General features: G+C 35.3%; 10 protein-coding genes. 5 read left to right on the top strand and 5 right to left on the bottom strand.

What is annotated here, in order from left to right:
* Positions 1 to 199: 199 nt before the first annotated feature.
* A complete protein-coding gene (katG, locus tag GBO31_RS12910) occupies positions 200 to 2,473 on the bottom strand; it encodes a catalase/peroxidase HPI (RefSeq protein WP_219008820.1) in 2,274 nt (757 codons plus the stop codon).
* Positions 2,474 to 2,607: 134 nt separating this feature from the next.
* On the opposite strand from katG, the gene GBO31_RS12905 reads away from it, so the two are divergent.
* Positions 2,608 to 3,543 (top strand): hydrogen peroxide-inducible genes activator, encoded by a 936-nt coding sequence (locus GBO31_RS12905; RefSeq protein WP_219008770.1) that lies wholly within the window; start codon positions 2,608 to 2,610, stop codon positions 3,541 to 3,543.
* Between the two features lie 199 nt (positions 3,544 to 3,742).
* On the opposite strand, the gene GBO31_RS12900 is transcribed toward GBO31_RS12905, so the two are convergent.
* Positions 3,743 to 10,516 carry an ELWxxDGT repeat protein gene (locus GBO31_RS12900; protein WP_219008769.1) on the bottom strand — a complete coding sequence of 2,258 codons (6,774 nt, stop codon included), beginning with the start codon at positions 10,514 to 10,516 and terminating at the stop codon, positions 3,743 to 3,745.
* Between the two features lie 621 nt (positions 10,517 to 11,137).
* Here GBO31_RS12900 and GBO31_RS12895 point away from each other — a divergent pair.
* Entirely contained in the window at positions 11,138 to 12,724 is a 1,587-nt protein-coding gene (locus GBO31_RS12895) for a tetratricopeptide repeat protein (protein WP_219008768.1), read from the top strand.
* 221 nt (positions 12,725 to 12,945) lie between these two features.
* Here GBO31_RS12895 and GBO31_RS12890 read toward each other — a convergent pair whose 3' ends face one another.
* The 3 genes from GBO31_RS12890 to GBO31_RS12880 form a co-directional block, all read right to left on the bottom strand.
* Entirely contained in the window at positions 12,946 to 15,621 is a 2,676-nt protein-coding gene (locus GBO31_RS12890) for a TonB-dependent receptor (protein ID WP_219008767.1), read from the bottom strand.
* A 106-nt stretch (positions 15,622 to 15,727) separates the two neighbouring features.
* Positions 15,728 to 16,636, bottom strand: coding sequence for a FecR family protein (locus GBO31_RS12885; RefSeq protein WP_219008766.1), 909 nt, complete (start codon positions 16,634 to 16,636; stop codon positions 15,728 to 15,730).
* An 84-nt stretch (positions 16,637 to 16,720) separates the two neighbouring features.
* Positions 16,721 to 17,242 (bottom strand): RNA polymerase sigma factor, encoded by a 522-nt coding sequence (locus GBO31_RS12880; RefSeq protein WP_219008765.1) that lies wholly within the window; start codon positions 17,240 to 17,242, stop codon positions 16,721 to 16,723.
* Between the two features lie 471 nt (positions 17,243 to 17,713).
* Between GBO31_RS12880 and GBO31_RS12875 the strand changes: the two genes are divergently transcribed.
* The 3 genes from GBO31_RS12875 to GBO31_RS12865 form a co-directional block, all read left to right on the top strand.
* A complete protein-coding gene (locus GBO31_RS12875) occupies positions 17,714 to 22,063 on the top strand; it encodes an immunoglobulin-like domain-containing protein (RefSeq protein WP_219008764.1) in 4,350 nt (1,449 codons plus the stop codon).
* Between the two features lie 129 nt (positions 22,064 to 22,192).
* Positions 22,193 to 22,879 (top strand): fibronectin type III domain-containing protein, encoded by a 687-nt coding sequence (locus GBO31_RS12870; RefSeq protein WP_219008763.1) that lies wholly within the window; start codon positions 22,193 to 22,195, stop codon positions 22,877 to 22,879.
* Positions 22,880 to 23,148: 269 nt separating this feature from the next.
* The coding region (locus tag GBO31_RS12865) for a hypothetical protein (RefSeq protein ID WP_219008762.1) at positions 23,149 to 23,821 on the top strand (673 nt) is incomplete at its 3' end.

Below are 23,821 nucleotides of genomic sequence, written 5' to 3'. Positions count from 1 at the left end.
TATTTTAAAATTATATCATGTTCTCTTTTAGTATATAGGGAAGGATTAATTGTGCTAGCTATGTAATCTCTCTATAATCACAAAAGCCTTACTTTTTATAGTAAGGCTTTTTTTACTAAGATTACTTTTTCACTTTAAACTCATTTTAAAGAACTTAAAGGGATTTATTGATGTTAAAGACACGGATATTTAATATGTGTTATATATCAAATCTATCTAACATCATTACTTTATTCCAAGCTGTTACAAAATCTTGAATGAAACGTTTTTTAGCATCTTCACTTGCATATACTTCAGATAATGCTCTTAGTTCAGAATTGGAACCAAAAATTAGATCTGCTCTAGTAGCTGTCCATACTTTATCTTTTGTCCCTCTTTTATAACCGTCAAATAAATATTGCTTCTCATCTGTTGCTTTCCACTCATAATCCATGCTTAGTAGATTCTGAAAATATTCATTTGTAAGAGCGCCTACATTGTTTGTCAAAATACCGGTTTCAGATGCATCATAATTGGCGCCAATGGCACGCATTCCACCAACTAATACAGTCATTTCGGGCACTGAAAGTGTCAATAATTGAGCCTTATCTACTAATAGTTGCTCTGTTGTAAGGGTGTATTCAGTTTGTTGGTAGTTACTAAACCCATCTGCCATAGGTTTTAATAGGTTCATTGCTTCTATACTCGTTTGTTCTTGTGTAGCATCCATTCTGCCTGGAGTAAAAGGTACGTTAACTGTTTGGCCAGCTTTCTTTGCAGCTTGTTCGACACCAACACATCCTCCTAAAACGATTAGATCAGCAATAGAGATCTTTTTATCGTTTTTATCAAAATCTGCTTTTACTTTTTCATAATAAGCTAACACGCGTTTTAATTGTTTAGGATTATTAGATTCCCAATTTATCATTGGTTCTAATCTGATTCTAGCTCCATTGGCACCTCCTCTTCTGTCAGAGTTTCTATAAGTAGCAGCTGAATTCCAGGCTGTACTTACGAGTTCACTATTGCTTAAACCTGATCCTGCAATCTTTTTCTTCAGAGATTCGATGTCTTTTGCGTTTACCAAGGTATGATCAACTTTTGGAATTGGATCTTGCCAAATAAAATTTTCTTTAGGTACTTCTGGTCCTAAATAAGTAGTGCTAGGTCCCATATCTCTATGAGTAAGTTTAAACCAAGCTTTAGCGAATGCTTTTTCAAATTCCTTCGGGTTTTTGTAAAACCTTTCAGATATCTTTTTGTAAGAAGGATCATGTAATAAAGCAACATCCGTTACTAACATCGTTGGCTTATGTTTTTTATTAGGATCAAAAGCATCTGGGTACATTTTTTTAGGATTTACCGCTTGAAATTGATGTCCTCCTGCAGGGCTTTGAACTAATTCCCATTCGTTTTCAAATAGTCCTTCGAAGAAACCATGACTCCATTTGTCTGGAGTTTCTGTCCAAATTACCTCTAAGTTCGAAGTTGTAGCGTCAGGACCTTTTCCAGATTTATAATTGCTTTTCCAACCTAATCCCATATCTGCTATTCCAGACGCTTCTGGTGCAGGACCAATATGGTCACCTGTAGCTTTACCATGTGTTTTGCCTATGGTATGTCCTCCAGCAATCAGCGCTACCGTTTCTTCATCGTTCATCCCCATACGTCCAAAAGAAATTCGAATATCTTTTGCTGCAGCAGCTGGATCTGGATTTCCATTAGGACCTTCAGGGTTTACATAAATGAGTCCCATTTGTACAGCGGCTAAAGGTTTCTCTAATTCTCTATCTTCAGAAAATCTTTCATCGTCTAACCATTCTTTTTCTGATCCCCAGTATACATCTGTTTGAGGTTCCCAAGTATCTACACGACCACCAGCAAAACCAAAGGTTTCAAATCCCATTGATTCATATGCTACATTTCCCGCTAAAATGAACAAATCTGCCCAGGAAATTGCTTGACCATATTTTTGTTTAATAGGCCATAGTAACCTTCTAGCTTTGTCAAGATTTGCATTGTCCGGCCAACTGTTCTGAGGTGCAAATCGTTGCTTACCTTCTCGAGTTCCACCTCTACCATCACCTGATCTGTACGTTCCAGCGCTATGCCAAGCCATTCGTACAAACAATCCTCCATAATGTCCGAAATCTGCCGGCCACCATTCTTGAGAGTCAGTCATTAAGTCTTTTAGATCTTTCTTAAGTGCAAAATAATCTAAGTTTTCGAACTCCTTTTTGTAATTAAAATCATCTCCAAGAGGATTTGATAGTACCGCATTTTTACGCAATACTGTTAGATCTAGAGAATTTGGCCACCAATCTCTATTAGATTTGGGGTTACCAGTGGTTACAGACCCTGTGGACTTTGATAGTTTATCAAAACCAAAAGGGCAACCTCCGCTTTCTGCTTTATTTGCTACTTCTGCATTACTAGTGTTAAATGAGGAGAATAGGAAAATGATAACACCGATTGCTAAAGCCCCAAAAGTCATTAAAATTCTAGAAAATGTCTTTTTCATTGTGTAATAGTTTAAGTTAAAACACAAAATTCATAAATATTTATTATTGATAAAAACTAAATTATGAATGTGATTATTGATGTTGTAGATAATCATTATCTTTGAGTATGAATATTCAACAATATCAATATGTATTAGCGGTGGTGCATTCTAAAAACTTTGCATTAGCTGCCGAAAAGTGCTTCGTTACTCAATCCACTTTGAGTACCATGATTAATAAATTTGAAAAGGAAATCGGGGTTAAAATTTTTGATCGAAAAACAAAACCGGTTACGATCACTAAAGAAGGTGAAAAAATAATCCAAAGGTTAGAAATTATTGTAAACGAGATAGACTTGCTTACCAATGTAGTGCAGGAAATAAAAGGGGATATGGTAGGTTCTTTGAAAATAGGTGTAATTCCGACACTTGCTCCATATTTGTTGCCTCTTTTTATAACAGATTTTGCAGATCGTTTTCCAAATGTAAGCATCAGTGTTAAAGAATTAAACACAAGTGATATACAGGATCAAATTTTAAAAAGAAATTTGGATATAGGTATTCTTGCATTACCTCTAAATCATAAAGAACTATTGGAGTATCCATTATTTGAAGAGCCATTTTTAATTTATGATTGTACAGATGAACGAGTAGATAATAAAGTTGCTCCAGAGGATTTAAATTTCTCTAAGATCTTTTTATTAGAAGATGGACATTGTCTAAGAACTCAGGTATATGATATATGTGAGTTATCTGAGCAATGTATAAAAACGACTAGTAATTTTAGAATGGAAAGTGGCTCAATGGAAAGTCTTATTCGGATAACAGAATCTAGAAAAGGAATCACAATAGTACCTTTTTTAGCAAAGAGCATGTTAAAACATGAAGCCGCAACTTGTATAAATGAATTTAAAGATCCTGTTCCAGCCAGATCCGTTGGGTTAGTGACGCATCATTTTTTTGCAAAAAAGGTACTATGTGAGGCTTTGGTAAAACAAATACAAGACTCGGTTGCCAGCATAATACCATCTAAAAATAATGCTAAAATCATTTCTCCTATTTGAGGTAATGAATTTTGTGAAAATTCTGACTCTGCTATTAAATTTAATTGATAGGAGTTATGTATGTAATTCGAGTTTTTAGAAATATTGATGTTTAATAAGCCGATAAAAAATACTTTAATTTCCAAATACAAATAAGCGGGAAATCCTAAGAAAAGAAATCCCGCTTTTAAAAGTTTATTTAAAGACTATGCTGTTTTAATTATTCTTTGAGAAATTTTCTCACGATCGTTTTTCCTCGATAATCGAAATATAGAATTTCCACCATATAAATACCAGATTGCAATCCTGTAACATCAATTATTTCATCTTTTGTATAATCAAATATACGCTTCACTAATTGTCCATTGACATCATAAATAGATAAACGGTTATTAGAAGGTGTTTCAGAAATTCGAATATGATCAATTACAGGATTTGGATAGAGCTTTATGAGTTCATCCTGAATCTGTCCCGAAAGAACAGTTAAAGACCTGTCGATAAAAGTAGCAGCATGATAATTTTCATTTCCATCTTGATATGCAGAAATAATTACAGATCCTTTTTTATGAATCGTCGCCATATTACCTGAAATAGATACGATACTTGGATCCGAAGAACTATAAGTGATTGCTAATCCAGAGGAAGCAATTGCGTTTAATTCAAATGCTGGATTTCCAAGTTTTACGTTTGATAGTTCATCAAAAGTGATGAATTGATCGGCCTTATTTATTTCAAAACTATTCGTTATGAAGTTAATCTGGTAATTAGGATGGTTCAATGTTCCCTGATTAATAGGGTAGCTTCCCACATCTTCCCCAGCTGTTCTTGCTAAAGTCCCATTTAGGATATCTCCAGAAATCAAACTACTAGAAGTAATTGTATATGTTAATACTGGTTCTGTAGCTCCAAATGTTTTACTTTGATTAGCATCAGCAGTAACCGTAATTGCTCTTGGATTTACCGTTAGCATTTGCGATACATCAACGGCAGCATTGTAATTGTTATTTCCAGCTTGACTTGCTGTAATGGTTGTACTTCCAACTCCAACAATGGTTACCGTATTTCCTGAAACGGTTGCTACAGAAGTATTAGAACTTGTATAGGAAATTGCTAATCCAGCATCAGAAGATGCAGTTAGATTAAAATCTGCATCACCATAAGTTGCATCTGCTAGATTATTAAAAGTAATTACCTGATTTACTCCAGTAATTTCAAAATCATTACTTATGAAAGTTATATCGTAGTTTGAATTACCTAAAGTTCCTAGATTGATAGGATAGAATCCTACATCTTCTCCAGCTGTTCTTGCCAAAGTTCCGTTTAGAATATCTCCTGAAATCAAACTACTAGAGGTAATTGTATAGGTCAATACCGGTTCAGCACTTCCAAATACTTTAGATTGACCTGAATCAGCAGTAACCGTAATTGCTCTTGGATTTACCGTTAGCGTTTGTGATACATCAATGGCAGCATTGTAGTTGTTATTTCCAGCTTGACTTGCTGTGATGGTTGTACTTCCAACTCCAACAATGGTTACCGTATTTCCAGAAACAGTGGCTACAGAAGTATTAGAACTTGTATAGGAAATTGCTAATCCAGCATCAGATGATGCATTTAGATTGAAATCAACATCGCCATAAGTCACATCTGCTAAACTAGCAAATGTAATTACCTGATCTGCTTTTGTAATTTCGAAATCATCACCAACGAAAGTAATATCATAGTTGGCATTATCTAAAGTCCCTTGATTGATAGGGTATAATCCTACATCTTCTCCAGCTGTTCTTGCTAAAGTTCCATTTAGGATATCTCCAGAAACCAAACTTCCAGAGGTAATTGTATAGGTCAATACTGGTTCTGTAGCTCCAAATATTTTAGATTGACCAGGATCAGCAGTTACTGTAATTGCTCGTGGATTTACCGTTAGTGTTTGTGATACATCAACTGCAGCATTGTAGTTGTTATTTCCAGCTTGACTAGCTGTGATGGTTGTACTTCCAACTCCAACAATAGTTATTGTATTTCCTGAAACAGTGGCTACCGAAGTATTAGAACTTGTATAGGAAATTGCTAATCCAGCATCAGAAGATGCAGTTAGATTGAAATCCGCATCACCGTAAGTTACATCAGCTAAACTATTAAAAGTAATTACCTGATCAGCTTTCGTAATTTCAAAATCATCACCTACAAAAGTGATGTTGTAGTTTGTATTATCTAAAGTCCCTTGATTGATAGGGTATAATCCTACATCCTCACCAGCTGTTCTTGCTAAAGCACCATTTAAAACATCTCCAGAAACTAAACTTCCAGAAGTAATTGCATAAGTCAATACCGGTTCAGCACTTCCAAATACTTTAGATTGCCCTGAATCAGCAGTGACTGTAATTGCTCTTGGATTTACCGTTAGTGTTTGCGATACATCAATGGCAGCATTGTAATTGTCATTTCCAGCTTGACTTGCTATGATGGTTGTGTTTCCAACTCCAACAATGGTTACTGTATTTCCTGAAACGGTTGCTACAGAAGTATTAGAACTTGTATACGAAATTGCTAATCCAGCATCAGAGGATGCAGTTAGATTGAAATCCGCATCACCATAAGTTACATCTGCTAAACTAGCAAATGTAATTATCTGATCAGCTTTCGTAATTTCGAAATCATCACCTACAAAAGTGATGTTGTAGTTGGTATTATCTAAAGTTCCTTGATTGATAGGATATAATCCTACATCCTCACCAGTTGTTCTTGCTAAAACTCCATTTAGAACATCTCCAGAAACCAAACTTCCAGTGGTAATTGTATAGGTCAATACTGGTTCTGTAGCTCCAAATATTTTAGATTGACCAGCATCAGCAGTTACTGTAATTGCTCTTGGATTTACCGTTAGCGTTTGTGATGCGTCAACCGCAGCATTGTAGTTGTTATTTCCAGCTTGACTTGCTGTGATGGTTGTAGTTCCAACTCCAACAATAGTTACTGTATTTCCAGAAACAGTTGCTACAGAAGTGTCTGAACTTGTATACGAAATTGCTAATCCTGCATCAGAAGATGCAGTTAGATTGAAATCCGCATCACCATAGGTTACATCAGCTAAACTAGCAAATGTAATTATCTGATCAGCTTTAGTAATTTCGAAATCATCACCAACGAAAGTAATATCATAGTTGGTATTATCTAAAGTCCCTTGATTGATAGGGTATAGTCCTACATCTTCACCTGTCGTTCTTACTAAAGTTCCATTTAGAACATCTCCTGAAACTAAACTTCCTGTTGTAATCACATAGGTAAATGTTGGGTCAGCAGTATTGAATACTTTATTTTGACCAGCATCCGCAGTTACTGTTATGGATCTTGGAAGCACGGTTAATGTTTGGGAAACATCAATAGCCGGTTTAAAATCTGGATCTCCTGCTTGAGATGCAGTAATAGTTGTAGTACCTGCACCAACAATCGTTACTGTATTTCCTGAAATAGTAGCTACCGAAGTATCAGAACTGGTATAGGATATTGCTAATCCTGAATCTGTAGTAGCAGACAAATTAAAATCCGCATCACCATAGGTTACATCAGCCAATGCTCCAAAAGTGATAATTTGTTCTGACTTCCCAAATTCATAAGCTCCAATATCTATAGTATTGGTAGTGTCTAAATCTCCATCAATAATCCGATCAGCACCTCTAAGATCTTTGGTTTGAAAAGTTGCGGTATTGTTTCCAGCATCTACTAATGGAGAACTCCCTTGTAAGGTAAAATCTTCATTCGCAACATCTTTAAATAATACATCCGTAATCGTAGTTCCATCAATATTTCCTGTTCCTGAAGGATTTTCTCCTTTTAAGTAACTGTAAGTTGCGGTTAACGTTCCGGTATTTGTTGTATTATGATTTAGCGTATGATTTCCTGCTACTACAGTATTTTCTAAAGTTATATTTCCTGAGTCGTTTCCAAAGATTCCATGAGAAGCATCTGCTGGACTATTGTTCGCTATAGAACAGTTCACAAAACTCATTGTTCCTTCTGCAGCATAAACAACATTAGTTGTTAGGCCTTCGTTTCCATAAAATAAACAATTTACAAATTGGTTATTGGTACCTGAAATTTGATAAATAGCTCCTCCATTTTGTGCTAAGTTGTTTCTAATGATACAATTAACAAAACTGTTGTTATTCGCATTTTTTAGAAAGATTCCTCCTCCATTGGTATCTTGTAAAAAATTACTATTGGAATCATATTCTGCATATCCGTCTTCAATGATAAAACCATCAATGAGTACATTATCAGTATTTAGCAAGTGCAATAAGGTGTTAGAATTCCCTAATGAACTATTAGGTATTCCTATATCTCCACTAAAAATTGTTGGGTTACTTACCCAATCTCTTTCTGAGAGGTTTGTTTCTGTACCATTAAAACCTCCATAAATTTTAAGATTATCAGGGATATAAAAAGTATCATATCGATTATTTCCAGCTTTGTAGCTTCCTTGTTGTACCCAAATTTCCTCTATGCTAGAACATTCTGTAGCTAGTTGTAGCGCGTGTTGAAAAGAAGTTGCTTCTGCCCAAGAATTTCCATAATTTGTTGCTTCTCCAGTTGGTGTTACATAAATAATGTTGGATGTAATTACATTACAGTCGAAAGGTTCATATGCCCATGCTTCTTCTCCATAGATACCATCATCGGCATTAAAAAATAATCTACCATTAGAAACCACCATATCATCCAGAGAAGAACCGCTAGGACCAGGTCGCATATCTGCTGCTAATCGAGTACCTTCTGCGGTACCATCGGTAACCCATAATTCAGATCCCCAAATATCATCATTTGCGCGGAAATATATTTTACCTTGTAGTACAACTAATTCACGGACGCTGCTGCCACCGTTTCCTTCCCGAATATCTACCGCAAGCTTTGTACCTGCTTCGGTACCATCACTTTCCCATAACTCATCTCCATGAATACCATCATTAGCTTTAAAATATAATTTACCATTATAACTTACCAACCATTGCGGAGAAGACCAAGAAGTTGATGGGTTAATATCTTTTACCATTTGAGTACCTGCTTCTGTACCATCTGATACCCATAATTCACCTCCATGAATCGCATCATTGGCCTGAAAATATACTTTGTTATCATGTACTGCAAAATACCTTGGACTTGAATGAATACCTGCTGCGGCTATATCCTTTACTAGTCCTGTACCTGCTTCAGTACCATCCGTTACCCATAATTCATACCCATGAATACCATCATTAGCACTAAAATATATTTTATTATTAAAAGCTATCATATCTTGTATCCCTCCACCAGTAGCTCCTGGATTAATATCTTTTACCAATTGGGTTCCTGCATCAGTTCCATCTGTAACCCAAAGTTCACTTCCATGGATACCATCATTGGCTTCGAAATACAATTTATTATTTAACACCGCTCCATCATCAGGAGAAGAACCTGAGCTTCCTGGATTAATATCTTTTACCAGTTTTGTGCCTGCTTCGGTACCATCAGTTTCCCAAAGTTCCCTTCCTGCAACCCCATTATTCGCTTCAAAATATAGCTTTCCATTAAGTACTCCTAGCATTGTGTCTGCTCCGCCACTACTTCCAGGCCAAATATCTTTTACTCTTATTGTTCCAGCTTCGGTACCGTCGCTTTTCCATAACTCATTTCCATAGATATTATCTCTGGCACGAAAATACACTTCGTTATTATAATCAATAAAATCTTTTGCGTTAGAAGCTGAACTGCCTTGTGAAATGTTAAAAAATTGTTGCGTTCCCGCTTCCGTACCATCGCTTGTCCATAATTGATTTTCGTTATTTTCATCAGAAGCTCCGAAGAATAACTTATTATCAAAGACTGTCATATGTCGAATACTAGAACCATAAATTCCTGTAAAGATATCCTTAACTAATTGTGTGCCTGCTTCCGTACCATCAGTGACCCATAACTCACTTCCCTCTGCATTGGTATAAGCTGAAAAATATAGGTTACCTTGGTAAAGGGTAAACTCATCAAAAAAAGAATTTCCTGTTGGGTTAAAATCCTTTACTAATATTGTTCCCGCAGGTGTGCCATCTGATTCGAAAAGCTCACGACCAACCAGTCCATTATTGGCTTGAAAATATAATTTATTATTAAAAACAGTTATATCGGATAAATCTGAATTTCCAGTAGGGTTAATTTCTACTGCTAATTGGGTTCCAGCTTCAGTACCGTCGCTTTCCCATAACTCTGTATTATAATTACCTCCAGAAGCAGCAAAATATAATTTTCCATTATAAACCACTAAATCTCTTGGACCTCCAGAGTAATACATAGTTGGATCGATGTCTTTTACCAATTGGGTTCCTGCTTCTGTTCCATCAGTTACCCATAATTCTGTACCTAATGTTCCTTGACTAGCAGCAAAATAGAGTTTTCCGTTATATTCGGTAAAGTTACCCGGAGAAGAACTGGTATACATATCTCCTACATTAATGTCCTTTACCATTTGAGTACCCGCTGTAGTTCCATCGCTAACCCACAATTCTCTTCCATGAATACCATCATCCGCTTCAAAATAAAGTTTTCCATTAAACACAGTGATATCATTAATTTGAGAGTCATTAGGACCTGGATTGATATCCGTAATACGTTGCGTACCCTCTGGTGTTCCATCCGTCACCCATAATTCTTGACCGGTAGCATTATCATCGGCTCTGAAATACAATTTGTTATCCAATATGGTTAAGTATCGTGGGGTAGAGCCAGAACTTCCTGCATCTATATCTACTAATAATTTTGTACCTTCAGGTGTGCCATCGGTTTCCCATAATTCATCACCATATTCTTCATTTTCAGCACTAAAAATGAGTTTACCATTAAATTCGATTAAATTTTCAACGTCTGCTCCAAAACTGGATTCGGTATTGATATCTTTTAATAGATAAGCACGTTGAGCACTTATATAACCAGTAAAAAAGATAAATAGAAAGGGTAAAAAATGCTTCATACAATAAGGGGGCTTTTTTTAAATAATTTTACAGTGTTCTATTGGTATACAGCTTCAAATCTGAATACCCTATTTTTTATTGATATTTTTCGATAAAAAGTGATAAGCTGTAAAAAAGAGTGTTCAAAAAAACAAAAATGAACGTGATTTGTGAGATGATCAATTACTGTGAATAACGGCTGCAAAAATATGCTGTTACCCAGTTTTTTGCTAAATATGTACCCCTACAAAAACCCCTACAAAGAGTATTTGTACTGTAATTACCTCCTTCTAAAAGCCCATAAAATTTATTTATTTTTAAACTGAAATTAATCACATTTGAAGATACTGCTTCCTCCTTTGAAGGAGGATTGGGGAGGATGTTAAAAAACATTTGTACATCATTGTGACTTGTTGACAATTAGTATTATCTTAAAAGGAAGGTGTATATAGCTTGAAACGAAACAATTTGCTAAATCTATACATAATAATTGCTGAATAAGGTTTCGAGGTTTTGTAATAGTAGTGATTCCTCTTTGATCAGAATTCCTATTCCTAGTTTAGTATATTTACAGCATCAAAGTGTAAGCCACTCTTAAAATGAAAACCCTCTCTTTTATATGTTTCTTCATATTACTGTCCATGGACCTCCATCTGTATGCACAAGATGGAGATACTTTGATGGTAAAGTTGGAGAAGGCGGTGCAACAAGCTTCATCAGATTCAGAAAAAATTGATGCATTAATTATATTAGGGGATTATCAAATTACCAGAGATTTTAGAAAGGCTGAGAATCATTTGTTGAATGCGCAAAAACTAATAGAAGAAATAACTCCAACAGGAAAAGATAAAAGATTAGCAACTGTTTATGAAGCATTAGGAATTGTAAGTAAACGAAAAGGAGACTACCCAAAGGCAGTTGATTATTATTTAAAGGCTATCGATTTATACAAACAATTAGAAGATGCTTCGAATGTTGCGGATATCTACCATAATTTGGCAATGGTTTTCAGAGATCAAAAGGAGTATGATAAATCTATTGAATACTTTAAAAGAACCATTCAGCTAAAAGATAGTTTACAAGAGGAGACTGGAGTCGCTATTGGATACAATATGATGGGAGTAGCATATCGCCAATCCAAACAAATGGATTCGGCTTTTGCCTGTTATCAAAAAGCAAAAGCGACGTTCATTGAATTAAACGATGAAGAAAATTTGTATCGGGTAAACTCCAATCTAGCGGCATGGTATCATACTAAGAAAGCGTATCAAAAAGCCATTGATATCTATAAAGAGAATTTAGATTTTGATATCAAAAATAATAAACAGCTTTCCTTGCAACGGGTATATTATAATTTGGCTGGTAGTTATATGCAGCTCAAACAATATACTAAGGCGTTAGTTTTTGCAAATAATGCATTAGAGATAGCAAAACAACAAAAGACAAAAACAAGAATTTCTAGATCTTATTTGAGAAGAAGTTTTATCAAGCGCAAACTAGAAAATTATAAAGAGGCGCTGGAAGATTATAGGATGCATAAGAAATATTCAGACTCCGTATTTAATATTGAAAATGCTAAAAAAATACAGGCACTAGAATTGAATTACCAGTTTGATCAGGAGAAATTGGCAGATAGCCTGCAGTTCGTAAAGGAGAAAAGTGAACTAAAATTGATCACTGATACTGAACGTGCTAAGAAAAAACTATATCTCATATTATTACTCGTAAGTCTAGTTGCTTCTATATGTATTGCCTATTTGATTAGAAGGATTTATAAGAACAGGGCATTGACAGTAGCTAAAGCTTTGGAAAAAAATAAAAAAGAACTAGAAGAGTTTACGCAAAAGTTACTTATAAAAAGTAAAGAACAGGAAGAACTCAATAAACAATTGGATGCATTAAAATCCGAGATTGGAGAAAAAGATTCCTTAAAAAAATTACGAGAGATAGCAGCAGCTAAGATCTTGACCAAAGATGATTGGTATCATTTTAAAGAGAAGTTCATCACTGTATATCCTTCTTTTTTTGATGATATCAGAGAAAAGGGCTATGAATTAACACCTTCAGAAGAACGATTGGTCGCTATGGAAAAATTAGGGTTAGATACACGTCAAATTGCCAATATGTTAGCAATATCCGAAGATAGTGTGATGATGAATCGCTATCGCATTCGAAAAAAAATAAACGCTCCCAAAGGAGCGCCTATTTTAGATTATTTGGAAAAATAATAAACTAGCTGTTTGTGCATTTAGTTTGAAGAACATCTCCCTAAATCCCTCTTCGAAGAGGGACTCTTTTTGCTCAAGATCTATTCTCGATCGTTCTGCTGTCACGATAGCTATCGGGAGTCGAAGTATAATTTTTCTTCATTTCATTACGAAAAATCATTCGAATTGACACTGTTCTTTACTATTTCTTTCAAAATGTACAATGGGTAATAAAGTATACTTTAAAATCTGATTCTAAATACTGCATTTGGTGTAAAACCTAAAGAAAATCGTTGAATCACCTGTTCTAAGATTACTTCCAGTTCTTCAGGAGAAGAACCATCTGTTCCTGGTATTGCGATGCCACCATCATCTAGCGGTTTTCGTTCTGCTTTATACACCAAATCTAATGGTCTTACTCTGTTGTAAATATTTAGGAATGATAAACCAACTTGTGATTTTAATTTTTTGTTCCCTGATTTTATGTTGAAATCATACAAAATAGAAGCATCTAATCTATGGAAATCAGGAAGTCTGTCACTATTTACCGCTCCAAAGTTCACAACACCTGCATTTTCTCCATCAGCATCGATCATAATTTCGTAACTGTTGACAGGAGTAATCGGTTTTCCTGTTCTAAATTGCCATCCTAGCGAGAACTGCCACTTATCTAACTGATAGGAACTTGATATTCTGAATTGATGTGCAATGTCATTATTTCCCGGAAATTTATCTGGAGTGTCTGCCAGATTCGGAAACTCAAAAGTGATATCATTATAGGTATATCCAGCCCATATTTTATAATTATTCCATCTGTATTTTAGTAAAACATCCAACCCTACGATAGTACTACTTCCTTCCTCAAGATTTTCCAGCGGATTACTAAATCCATTAGTAAAGGTGGTGAGTCCATCCAATTCCTTATAATAGGCATCAACATMGATATTTAAATTTTTGAAATGATATAGTAATCCTCCAGAAATTTGATTACTACTTAATAATGGAAATTGGTTGTCATCAGAAAGACGCCATAATTCATTTTCTAGTCGTAGTTCTGTATGATTAAATTCAATTAACTGAGAGATCGGTTGGTTTCTTCGCTCAACCGCTGTTTTAAAACGAATTTTATCAGACAAAGGATATTCAAAATTAATACGCGGTTCTACTAAAAACTGATCCAGCGAACTGTAGTGCACCAATCGAATTCCCCCATTGATCAGCCCTTTATTTCTAAAGTTGAATGTATATTCACCAAAAACTGCATTTTTTAAATTAGTATCATCCTGATTAGAACTTTCTAATTCTGCATCCACAGGATTTTCTTTACTAATGATGATATCTAAATCAGTATACGATAATTCATAGCCTAGTGTTAGGTTTTGAGTTTCTCGGATAGTAGTCATCGAAGTGAATTTTACTCCAAGATCTACAATATCATTTTTACGAATGTTAATTTCGGCTAAATCTAAAATTCCATCATCAGTTTCATCCTTTATTTCATCATTTTGATAAAAAGAATTGTATTCTGAAAAATAGGCAGAAACCCTTTCTCGCTGTCTTTCATTGGTTGTATGATCCCATGATAGACTTAATCCTTTATTTTGTGTGATTAAAGAATCCACCACAAATTCTTCTCCATCTGCGGTAAAATCAAAGTCCAAACGATTTCGAGTATATAAAGCGCTTAGTGCAATATTATTCTTTTCGTTAGGCTTTATAATCAGTTTAGTGCCAATATCTGTAAAAGAAAAATCGGTATTACTGGTCTCCGGACTAAAATCGTCATCCGTTTCTAATTCTAACACATTGCCATTAACATCTCTGGCAACCCCAAAATTGGTAAAGATTTTATCTTCATAACTGTGATAGGTAGGTGTTTCTAAAAGATCAGCATAAGATCTTCTGGCAAAAGCATAAACCGCGACTTTTTCGGACACAGGTATTTTAGCAAAACCGTTCACTGATAATCCATCAATTTCAAATCCTCCTGTTGTGGTTTCTGGAATTTTAGTTCCACTTGAAATATCGATAATACCTGAGATGCGATCTCCATAAGAAGCACTGGTACCTGATCTAAAAACGGTAGCTTTTTGAGTAGCAAATGGATTGAATAGCGAAAACATACCATAGAAATATCCCGTATTGAATAATTTGATATCGTCATAAAGGATTAGATTTTGATCTGGAGAACCTCCACGGATCTGAATTCCTGTAGCAGATTCATCTAGCGTAGAAATACCAGGAATTAGCTGAATACTTTGTGCAAGATCAGGACTTACTAAACCTGGCAGAATTCCTAATTTTTCAGAATCTAAAGTTAATGACCCATCTTTGTTTCTGTCAATACCTGTAGTTACATATCCAAATACGACTACTTCATCAAGTTCAGAGCCTAATGGATTTATATAGATGTTTTCACATGGATTGCCTACAGCAAGCGTAATATCCTTGTCGTCATATCCTAAAAATGAAATGGATATCGTAGCAACACTTGCTCTTACATTTTCAAAGCTAAAAAAACCTTTTTCATCGGTTTCTGTAGTTTCATTACGATCCATTTGTATCACCACATAAGGTAAAGGTTCATTTGTGGTACTATCTAATATATATCCACAAATAATCCTTGGAACTGAGATAATAACCTGCTGAGCGGATACAATTTCAAAATCCAGTTCTGTTTGCTTTTCCAGTTCAGATAATACATCTTTCAATGCTATGTCTTGTGCAACAAGGGTAACTGTTTTGTTAGTTACAGCTGTTGGGTCATAAGAAAAGACAATCGAAGTCTTTGTTTCGATATCTGTTAAAACTTCTACTAGAGGAGTTTTGGAATAATTTAGAGTTAAATTTTCTTGAGCATACCCAAAAGTGATACCTAAGAGTAATGCTGCAAATAATAAGGGGATTTTTGCTTGCATTTTTAAGGGTTTAAAAAACAATGATAAAATATGGGGAATTTATCATCAAATATAAAGGTCAGTGATCAATAAAATGACCTATTAGGTTTATTAAGTTATTACAAATTTAAGGCAAATTTATAGTTGTTTTATCTTCAGAAATTTCATAATTAATTCCAAGAGGTGTTAAAGTTGATTTTAATGCTGTTTCTAGGTTGTTATGTAAAAAACTTCCTGTAAATAATCTTGAAACATCAGTAGTAGTGTATATAAATTTAATGCTGTACTGGCGTTCCATTTCATGAAGAACTTCTTTCAACGGCTGTTCTTTAAATACACTAATTCCTTTCATCCAATTGGGTTGCTCTACTGCATTTTTCTCATTGATTACGGTATTCGTATCGGATAGCACTATTCTGTCATTTTTGCGTAAGATCTGATGTTTAGGCTTATCGCTTTGATCAAATCGTACAACACCTTCATAACAGTCTAATTCAAATATATCTCCTCTGGTTTTTATATTAAATTGAGTTCCCAATACTGAAACTGTTCCATGGGTAGTTTCAACGGCAAACCCTTTACTTTTTTGTATATTAAAGAAAGCCTCCCCTTTTAAACGAACCTTTTTATCGTTCATCCAAAAAAAGCGTTTGTGTGATAATTCAGAACCAGCATTTAGTTGAATAGTAGAACCGTCGGGTAGGGTAACGGCTAACTGTTCTCCATAGGCTGTTTCATAAGTTTTGGTAGTATTAAGTGCACCAATTACTCCTAAGATAATTGCTACAGAAGCGGCAATAGCATACCATGTATTAGTAGAACGCTTTCGGGTTTTACCAAAAGTGATTTGTTCTTTGGTTCTAATTAGCGCTTGTCTTTTATCAATAGGAGGTGCTTTAAAGTTCTGAGCTTCTTCATTGATATGATAAAAGAGCTTATAAGYTTCTGAATTCTTAAACTCAGAGAGCTCTTCTTTACTTAACTCACCAGCTACCCAGCGAGCAATAAAAGTTTCATCTGATTCATATTTTTCCATAATTATTTTACGTTTAGGTTCTTAAGCGTTTAAGAACCCTCTTGTATTTAGTACAGCTAAGTTCTGAGATACCCTATTTATTTTTTAAATTTTTATTTCATCGCCTAATAATTTCCGTAAGATTAGAAAGGCTTTGCTCATTCTTCTTTCCACGGCTTTTACAGAAATATTGGTGATTTCAGCAATTTCTCTATATGTTTTTTTATCAATACGACTTAGTAAAAATACTTCTCGTTCTTTAGGTGCAAGTTTGCCTATGCATTGTTCCAGTTTTTGTCTAAACTCTTCAGTTTCCATAATAAATTCTGGGCTTTCATAGTTTTTATCATTCCGTGGAGTATTTTCATAGCGCAAAACCACCTTTTTATGAGCAAATTCATTTAAAAGTGCGTTATTACAAATCTTAAAAATTAGGGATTTGGCAGTTTCATAGATGACATCCGCGCATTGTTTCCAAAGTTTTACAAAAGTATCCTGAACGATATCCTCGGCCTGTTGAAGATCTCCACATTTATAATACAGATAATTCCTCGCTGATTCGTAGTGAGTATTAAAAAGGGAATCAAAGTTCCTTTCTTCGCAAACCGATCGTTTTTCTTCGGACATCTAACGGATATATGGTTGATTTTTCAAAACTATTAAAAAAAACAGTATGCTAAAATAGTTTCATTAAAATCTATGAAAGAATGTTTTGTAATACCTTGTTTTTTATGGGTTTTGTAGCTCTTTTAAGAATTTTTGTAGGGGTAATTGTAGGGGTGATTGTAGTGTTGTTTGTAAGGGTAGAATTTTAGTCTTATCCATCTTGTTAGGATACTTTTGCAGCGCCTAAATCAAAATGATCAATTAGTATAGAACTGATGCTACAAAGCACAACTTCCACTTTTTTTAATCTAAAGAATTCCTCGAGGCTCTGCCCTGGGGATAGTTGGATTCAAGAAATTTTTTATTGGCTTTTTGGTTTTTTATCGAAAAAATAAAAATAAAAATAGGGTATCTCAAAACTTGCTTGTACTACCTACAACACAGAGATACTGTGAGACAATTAAAAACAAATAACTTTTAAACCCCTTTTCTATGAAAAAAATACTACTATTTCTAGTGTGTTTTGTTTGTACCTACCATATGCAAGCGCAATGTGGTCCAGGACAAGATACAACTCCTCCTGTCTTTGGTGATGCCGGAGACGGTTCTATGGCAAGACCTTTTCGAAGCTTAGCATCCTCTGTGGTAGGTGGTGTGCCAAGTGGCCGATATTACTTTAGTTTTGATGGTAATACATTCCAAGGAGAATTGGATAATGACACCGATGGCGGTGGATGGCTAATGATCTTAAACTATGTACACGTAGCAGGAGATAATTCTAATCTAACCGTTCGTAATACAGACTTACCTTTATTAGGTTCTTCTACCTTAGGAGATAATGAAGCAGGAACTGCCAATTGGGGACATTTCGGAAACCAATTAGCAGCAGCTATTGATTTTGAAGAAGTTCGTTTCTATGGAGTGACTACAGGGCACTCCAGAGTAATTAATTTTAAAACGAGCTACCAACGAGTACTGGATTATGTAAAAACAGGATCCGGTTCTTTTGATGGAATTCATGTAAGTACAAATTACACGGTTTTTCCCGATCATACGGCTTTTATTCCAGAACGAGGATTTAACGAATTTGCTAATCAAGGAGATTTGGCTTTAACTAATTTTCCATTTTGGGCAGCAGGATCTTACCACTGGGGAATTCGCGGTGGTGGAAGCCGTTGGGAAGTGGATGATTTTGCAGTGAATGCTGCTAGTACTATTCATAGAGTATGGGTGCGTGGTGATTTGTCACCTGCTGGTGGAAATGAAATTACCGTACAATTAGATACTACAGGAAATATTTCTATTACTCCTGCTGATTTTGATCCAATTGCTATAGATAATTGTGGTACGGTGAACTTTAGTTTAAGTCAAACTGATTTTGATTGTACCATGCTAGGAGCAAATGTAATTCAACTGATTGCTACCGATGATCAAGGCAACAGTACTCCAATGGATGTTACAGTAAATGTTGAAGATGTTACAGGTCCAGAAATTAATATCGCTGCGGATTTATCGATTCCATTTGATCTAGATCCGATGACCAATACCTTTACCTTAACTGCTACAGATTTAGGATTGACTACTCCTGATAATTGTGGATTACAAAATATGACGATCAGTGAAACTGATTTTGATTGCAGCTCGGTTGGGTTTAGAAGCATTACCATTACAGCAATAGATGTAAACAATAATGAAACGGTACGAAATGTAGGTATTCAAATTAGAGATACTATTGATCCTGTTGTAAATTGTGTAGCTCCTTTCACAGCATTTTTAGATGAGCAAGGAGAAGTAAGATTAACACCAGAAGATTTAGGTACTTTTTCGGATAATTGTTCTACGAATGCTTTTTTAAGTAGAAGTTTCTTTAATTGTTCGGATATAGGGGATAATACAGTTACCTTATTTGTTCAGGATAATTGGGGTAATCAAGTGAGTTGTGATGTAGTAGTAACGATAGATGTTGCTTGTCCTACGGATATAATTGTGGACAATGATCCTAATGCTTGCGGAGCTATGGTGAATTATACCAATTCAAGCTGTTATACATTAATCTCAGGATTAGATAGTGGAGCGTTTTACCCATTAGGAACAACAACCAATGTCATCGAAATTACAGATGCGAGTGGTACTACTTCTCAGTGTACGTTTGATGTGACGGTAAGAGATACCCAAGCACCTTTATATATAGCGCAAGATCAAGTAGTAGTATTGGATGCAACAGGTACTACAACCTTAACTCAAGATGATCTAATAGGAGTGCATCCTTCTGCACCTCAGTACCAAGTAGAGACTTCAGGTACTTTTGCGCCTGTTGATATTAGTGCGATTGGTACAGAAATTACATTGGGAGACGATGAGTTTTCTGACCCATTACCGTTTGATTTTATTTTCGATTTCTATGGGAATCAGTATACAGAATATTATATCTCATCTAATGGATTTATCTCATTTTCTGKAGATGATGATGGATGTTGTGATGGAGATCGACTTCCAGATACTGATGAACCTAATAACTTGATTGCTTTTGATTGGAACGATGTAGATCCTGGTAATGGTGGAACCATACGATATGCTACCATAGGTACTGCACCAAACCGAATTGCGATTGTAGATTTTGATGCAGTAGAACATAATAACAGTAGTGTAGATCCAACAACGGTGCAGGTAAAAATGTTTGAATCTAGTAATAGAATCGAGATTCATGCCACAAGTATTCCATCAACAGCTGTAAATAATCAAAGAAAAACACAAGGTGTTGAAAACTTTAATGGAACAAGAGCTGTAGCGGTACCAGGACGTAACTCTACCATATGGTCTGCTACGAATGATTATGTAGCATTTGTGCCAAGTACAGGTCCTTATGACAATTGCGGGATTGATACCATACAAATGACAAACACAACATTTGACTGTACGAGTCTAGGTATGAATCAGGTAGATATTACGATTACGGATGTCAATGGAAACATATCTCAACAGACTGCTAACGTTAATGTAACTACAATTGATAATACACCTCCTGCGATCACATTGAATGGAGATAATCCACAAATTATAGAGTTAGGTGATGGATATACTGAGTTAGGAGCAACTACAGATGATGGTTCTCCAGTGATGATTGATGCTAGTGCTTTTCAGGATGTAGTAGGAAGTTATCAAATAGTATATAGTGCAGCAGATGCTTTGTGTAATGATGCAGAAGTAATACGTATCGTAATTGTACAAGATACTACGGCTCCAATCATTACATTAAACGGAGATAATCCACAAATTATAGAGTTAGGTGATGGATATACAGAATTAGGAGCAACCACAGATGATGGATCTCCTATAACGATAGATAGTTCAGATTTTGTAGATGCCGTAGGAAGCTATGTGATACAGTATAACGCAACGGATGCTAATGGAAACGACGCCATAGAAGTTACGCGAATGGTAGAGGTGGTAGACACCACAGCGCCAGTAATTACTTTGAATGGAGCTAATCCACAAATTATTGAACTAGGATCTGGATATACAGAATTAGGAGCAACAACAGATGATGGATCTCCTGTAATGATCGACAGCTCAGATTTTGCAGATGTAGTAGGAAGTTATACCATACGTTACAACGCCACAGATGCCAATGGTAACAACGCGATAGAAGTTACTCGAACAGTAGAGGTAGTAGATACAATGCTGCCTGTCATTACCTTAAATGGAGCTAATCCACAGATTATTGAATTAGGAACTGGATATGTAGAATTAGGAGCGACTACAGATGATGGTTCTCCTGTGATGATAGATAGTTCTGATTTTGTAGATGCTGTAGGAAGCTATGTAATACGCTACAATGCTACAGATGCGAATGGAAACAGTGCTGTAGAAGTTACTAGATCTGTTGAAGTAGTAGATACAACAGCACCGGTAATTACATTACTAGGAGCTAATCCACAATTTATAGATTTAGGAACTGGATATGTAGAACTTGGAGCAACAACAGATGACGGATCTCAGGTAATTATTGATGCAAGTGATTTTGTAGATGTGATAGGAACGTATAGTATTCGATACAATGCCACAGATGCTTCAGGTAATATGGCCACTGAGGTTATCAGAACGGTAGAAGTAGTAGATTTTTGTGCCTTGGATGTGTTGCCAAGTAATAATTTTGAAGTGATTGCTGTAGCAGAAACTTGTGTGGATAAAGACAATGGAATCATTAGCATAAATACATTGGAACCACAAAATTATATCGTAACAGTAGGAGGAGATACACATTACTTCAACTCATCTGTAGATATCCATGGAATGTCTCCTGGAACTTACACGGTGTGTATTTCAATTGATGGATTTGCAGGTTGTGAGCAGTGTTTCGAATTAGCTATTGGAGAAGCTGCTACCTTAGCAGGTAAAGCAGATACTGTGATGAATGCTGATGAAAGTAAAGTGGCAGTTGCCATTGAATCTGGTACACCTCCTTTCTTAGTAAAAGTGAATGATCAAGTAATAGGAGAATATGCATCCAATGATTTTGAAGTTGCGGTGGTACATGGTGATATCATGGAAGTATCTTCTAGTGTAGCTTGTGAAGGAACATTATCTAAAACAATTGATCTATTCGATGAAATTAGTGTGTATCCTAATCCAACTAAGTCTAATGTATCTATGAATTTACCAGCTACGAATAAAAGCACTATTGGTATACAGGTAAGAAATGCGTTAGGTATGATGGTAATGACAGATACCTATAGTGTTGTTGGAAATAGGGTGAACATACCAATGCAGCATTTACCTACAGGAATTTATTTTATCAATGTAGAAGGAAGTACTAAAACTTTTAAAATCATAAAAGAGTAATCAGTAGAAAAGATCCACCACTCAAGATGGGTGGTGGACTTTACATAAAGAATTTGCTGAAAGATGATTATAAAACGAATGAATGAACTTAAGCGAATTCAATTGATGAATAATATAAAAGATAAACAAATGAAAAAAATATATACCATTTTACTAAGCTCATTGATGTTATTTGCTTGTAGTACAGAAGGCATTGATGATAACGGAGGTCTTGATAATAACGCTCCATCTATTCCGAGTTTGTTGTTTCCAACGAATAATTTGATATGTTCCAACATTGATTTAGAGTTCGAATGGGATAGTTCTATCGATGATCAAGGAGACATCATTTCCTATCAGATAGAAATAGCATTGAATGCGGCATTTACAAATATTGTATATAGCGCTAGTACGTCTCAACCTACTAGAAGCTTCAATCTAGAAAAGGGAACAACCTATTTCTGGAGAGTAAAAGCGATGGACAATCAACAAAATGAAAGTGTGTATTCTGAAGTAAGAACCTTCGTTACAGAGCCAGAAGCTGGATTTAATACCATACCTCAAATTCCTGCTATTGTTTCTCCTGACTTAGGATCGGTAACGAATGATAATATTGTAGCGCTTCAGTGGGAATCGAATGATGCTGATGGAGATCCATTAGTATATGATGTATACTTTGGAGAAACAAATCCGCCGGCATTATTAGCAGAAGATATTGATCAAAATGCATTTGGAGTAGATGTGTTACCGAATAAAAGATATTACTGGAGAGTAGTGGCAAAAGATAATCAACAAGGTGTTGCTATTGGACGTGTATGGTACTTTGAAACCAATTAAGATGTAGCAATCATAATTTAGTAGTTAATTTTTTTTACTACCCTTTCTTATTAGGATATAAGGAAGGGTAGTTTTTTTATGTAGTGTATGGATAGATCTATTTCATATGGAAATTGAAGTAGACATTAGGTTCTTCAAAGAATACTTCGGGTTAGAAATGACGATACCATTGTGAGTCTTTTATCGAAAAAATAACGATAAAAATAGGGTATGTAAGAACATGGCTGTACTAGAAGTACATACCCAAACTTCTTTTAATAAACCCGCTTATGAAACAAAAATACGCTACCCCAAGAGTTTTAATGTTCTTATATGTATTAACAATAACTTCTGGACTTTTTGCCCAAGTTGTCAATTACCCTTTGGAAGGAAATTTGAATGATATCTCAAACAATGTTTCTGGTACATTTTTAGAATGGAATAACGCTTCTCCAGCACCAAATTACGTGTCAACACCTTCTGGCGGACAAGGAATAGATCTAGCACAAGACCAATATGTTTTGTTAGATAATTCTTTTCGCTCTTTGATTTCCAGTGATGATTCTTTTGAGATCGAAATTGATTTTCGATATACCTACACAGGAACGGGCAATGGTCGTAAACCTATTTATGGATCAAAGCCAACAGGTAATGCCAGTGCAGGATTAGTCCTTGTTGCTACTAGAAATAGTACAACTACTTTTGATATCCTGTTAGGATTAGCTGATGGTAATTTTGATGAGTCTTCTTTTTTTAAAGTAAACCCCTCACCCTTGAATACCAATGAAGAGATTAATATAAGCCTGAAGATAGATTTCGAGGCAAAATCATGGTTTTTTAAAGCGAACAACGTATATAATTTTGGTTTTATTTCAGAAGGATTTGATATGACTATTTTTAAGAATACCCTTCAAAATCTTCCCGCGTATCTTGGTTGGCAAGTGAATCATGGTCCCGATATGG

Source organism: Aquimarina litoralis (assembly GCF_019295435.1).
Classification (GTDB): Bacteria; Bacteroidota; Bacteroidia; order Flavobacteriales; family Flavobacteriaceae; genus Aquimarina; species Aquimarina litoralis_A.
This window is presented reverse-complemented; position numbering and strand designations above follow the sequence as displayed.

Bases quoted from the DNA above. Each gene is read 5' to 3' on its own strand.
- GBO31_RS12895 (WP_219008768.1), top strand. From the start codon at position 11,138: ATGGACCTCCATCTGTATGCACAAGATGGAGATACTTTGATGGTAAAG.
- GBO31_RS12900 (WP_219008769.1), bottom strand. From the start codon at position 10,516: ATGAAGCATTTTTTACCCTTTCTATTTATCTTTTTTACTGGTTATATA.
- katG (WP_219008820.1), bottom strand. From the start codon at position 2,473: ATGACTTTTGGGGCTTTAGCAATCGGTGTTATCATTTTCCTATTCTCC.
- GBO31_RS12880 (WP_219008765.1), bottom strand. From the start codon at position 17,242: ATGTCCGAAGAAAAACGATCGGTTTGCGAAGAAAGGAACTTTGATTCC.
- GBO31_RS12870 (WP_219008763.1), top strand. From the start codon at position 22,193: ATGAAAAAAATATATACCATTTTACTAAGCTCATTGATGTTATTTGCT.
- GBO31_RS12905 (WP_219008770.1), top strand. From the start codon at position 2,608: ATGAATATTCAACAATATCAATATGTATTAGCGGTGGTGCATTCTAAA.